Here is a 2,387-nt window from a genome sequence, read left to right as displayed (position 1 = left end):
GCCCGCCCACCCCGACCTGACGTTCGTACGCGTGACCACCGATGAGCAGCTGCGAGCCTTCGCCGACATCAACTCGCGTGCCTACGGGTTCCCGTTGGAGGACGGCCGTGACGGGCTCGGCCGCTCCTCGCTGTGGAAGAGCCAGGTGTACGCCTACCTGGGCGTGCGACACGACGGCACTCCCGTGACCTGCGCCGCCACCGTCGAGGCCGACGGCCGCCTCTTCGTGCTGCTCGTCGCCACCGATCCGGCGTGGGAGCGCCGGGGATACGGGGAAGCGGTGACGCGGAAGGCCCTGCACGAGGGCGGCCGGGCCACCGGGCTGACCCGGGCGACCCTGCACGCCACCGCCGCCGGAGCGCCCGTGTATCCGCGCATCGGGTTCAAGGCGAACTCCCCGATGCGGTTCTTCRCCCTCGCAGACCGATGACGCGGGCTCGGGCCTCAAGAAGGCGCCCTGCCGAGCGTCCCCTCACTCCCCGTGGGTCGCTCGCCCTCGTCCCGGGGCCAGGCCACCGGCGCGGTCGTGGCACGCGGGATCACATACGTCGGCAGCACGACCTGCCGCTCGTGGTCCGTCCCGGAGTCGTCGATGAGCTTCAGCGCCAGCTCGCCGGCCTCCCGGCCCATGTCCGACGGTGACTGGGCGACCGTGGACAGGTCGAACCAGTCGGCCAGCGGCTGGTCGTCGAAGCCGAGGACGGAGATGCGTTCGGGTACGGCGATCCGCGTCCTGCGCAGGTTCCAGACGAGGGCGACGGCGAGCTCGTCCTGCTCGGCGAAGAGGGCGGTGGGCGGCTCGCGCAGGCTCAGCAGCATGCCGAGCACCTCGGCGGCGGCCCGCTTGTCGCCGACCCGCGTGGACACCACCAGGTCGTCGTCGAGCGGGATCCCCGCCTCGGTGAGCGCCTGCTGGTAGCCCAGCAGCCGTTCGTCGGAACTGAAGGAGAAGCCGCTCGCGCCCGCGGTCTGGACGAAGGCGATCCGGCGGTGGCCGAGGTTGAGCAGGTGCCGGGTGCCGTGCAGGGCGCCGGCCACGTCGTCGACGTAGACGCTGGGCCGTCCGGCGACGTGCCGGCTGACGTAGATCACCGGCATGCCGAGGTCGTCCAGCCGCGCGGTCTCCTCGTCGGTGAGGTCGAAGGAGAACACCAGGAGCGCGTCGGCGTTGCGGCGTGCCGGGAGGTGCTCGAAGAACGCGGAGCGCTCGGCCAGGTCGGGGATCTCGTAGACGTTCAGCTGCATGCCCGCCGCCCGCAGCAGCGGGGCCAGGCTGGACAGGGCGGATCCCATGAACCACGAGTCGAGCGTCGGGACCAGCACCGCCACCGTCCCGGTCCTGCCCGTGACCAGGCTCGCGGCCTGCCGGGACACGGCGAAGTTCAGCTCGCGCGCGGCCTTCTCGACGCGGGCCCGCACCTCCGGCGAGACCGTCGGCAGGCCGCGCAGCGTGCGCGAGACGGTGGATGTGGAGACCCTGGCCCGTTCTGCGACGTCGGCCATCGTGGGGTGCCGTTGAGCGGGAGGCATGAGCGGACGGTAGCAGCCGTCGGACCGGGCCGGACCGAGCGTCGAGCCCCGGACGGGCGACCCGCTTCAGGACGGTCCCGGGCCCGGCCAGGCGGTGTGGCCGGCGGCGTAAAGCAGTTGACGGCTGCGGCGTAAAGCAGTTGACGGCGCCCTGCCGCCCTCGGGCACGATCACGGTTCCGCTCCCGTTCACGAAGGATTCCGTCCGTGCCCTCAGCACCCTTCCCCGACCTGACCGTGCCCGGCACATTGGTGATCGGCACGCGGTACGCCGCCGGCCTGGAGCAGCAACGGGCCGCCGTGGAAGCCGAGTTCTACGCACTGGCGACCCCGCCCCCCGGGCTCGCCGCCGTCAGCTGGTTCCTCAGTACGGACGGGGAGACGGTGCTGACGCTCGCCCGGTGGACCGACGACACCGCGGTTCCGCCGACCGGTCCGCCCCGCTACCGGCTGTACCGCAGCCTCGTCGAGGAGCACGAGACGCGCGTCCCGGGGTGTCTCATCACCGCCGCCTTCGATGTCGACGGGCCGGAGCGGCAGCGCGCCTTCACCGACGCGGTGATCGAGGCCCAGCCGCGCGAAGGCGGCCACCCCGGGGCGATCTCCGCCCACTTCCTGCACAGCGCCGACGGCAGCCGGGTGCTGCTCTGCACCGAGTGGACCAGCGTGGAGGCCCACCAGGAGGCCGCCGAGGCCGGTGACCATGACAAGGGGCACGAGCTGTTCTCGGGGACGCCCGGGGTACGGCTCACGCACGGTGGGCGGTTTCACCTGTATCGCGCCCTGCGGCAGGATCCTGCGGGGTGAGCCGCACGCGAGGCAGGTGACGTCAGTCGAGCCCCCCGCCCACCGTGAACC

The 2,387-nt window shown here is 72.5% G+C and carries 3 protein-coding genes; 2 read left to right on the top strand and 1 reads right to left on the bottom strand.

Annotated elements, in window-relative coordinates; all coding sequences use genetic code 11:
- Positions 1-430 (top strand): GNAT family N-acetyltransferase (locus CA983_RS42790; RefSeq protein ID WP_143645796.1); only part of this gene is annotated, 430 nt, incomplete at its 5' end.
- Positions 431-444: 14 nt separating this feature from the next.
- Here CA983_RS42790 and CA983_RS42785 read toward each other — a convergent pair.
- Entirely contained in the window at positions 445-1,503 is a 1,059-nt protein-coding gene (locus CA983_RS42785) for a LacI family DNA-binding transcriptional regulator (RefSeq protein WP_086606011.1), read from the bottom strand.
- Positions 1,504-1,736: 233 nt separating this feature from the next.
- On the opposite strand from CA983_RS42785, the gene CA983_RS42780 reads away from it, so the two are divergent.
- On the top strand, positions 1,737-2,336 hold the full coding sequence (locus CA983_RS42780) for an antibiotic biosynthesis monooxygenase family protein (protein WP_158101941.1): 600 nt from the start codon (positions 1,737-1,739) through the stop codon (positions 2,334-2,336).
- The last annotated feature ends 51 nt before the right edge of the window (positions 2,337-2,387 follow it).

The sequence above is a fragment of the Streptomyces swartbergensis genome (assembly GCF_002148965.1).
GTDB lineage: Bacteria > Actinomycetota > Actinomycetes > Streptomycetales > Streptomycetaceae > Streptomyces > Streptomyces swartbergensis.
The sequence above is the reverse complement of the archived record's forward strand: the minus strand, read 5'-3'. Positions and strand labels throughout refer to the sequence as shown.

Coding starts and splice junctions, on each gene's coding strand:
- CA983_RS42785 (WP_086606011.1), bottom strand. CDS start 1,503: ATGGCCGACGTCGCAGAACGGGCCAGGGTCTCCACATCCACCGTCTCG.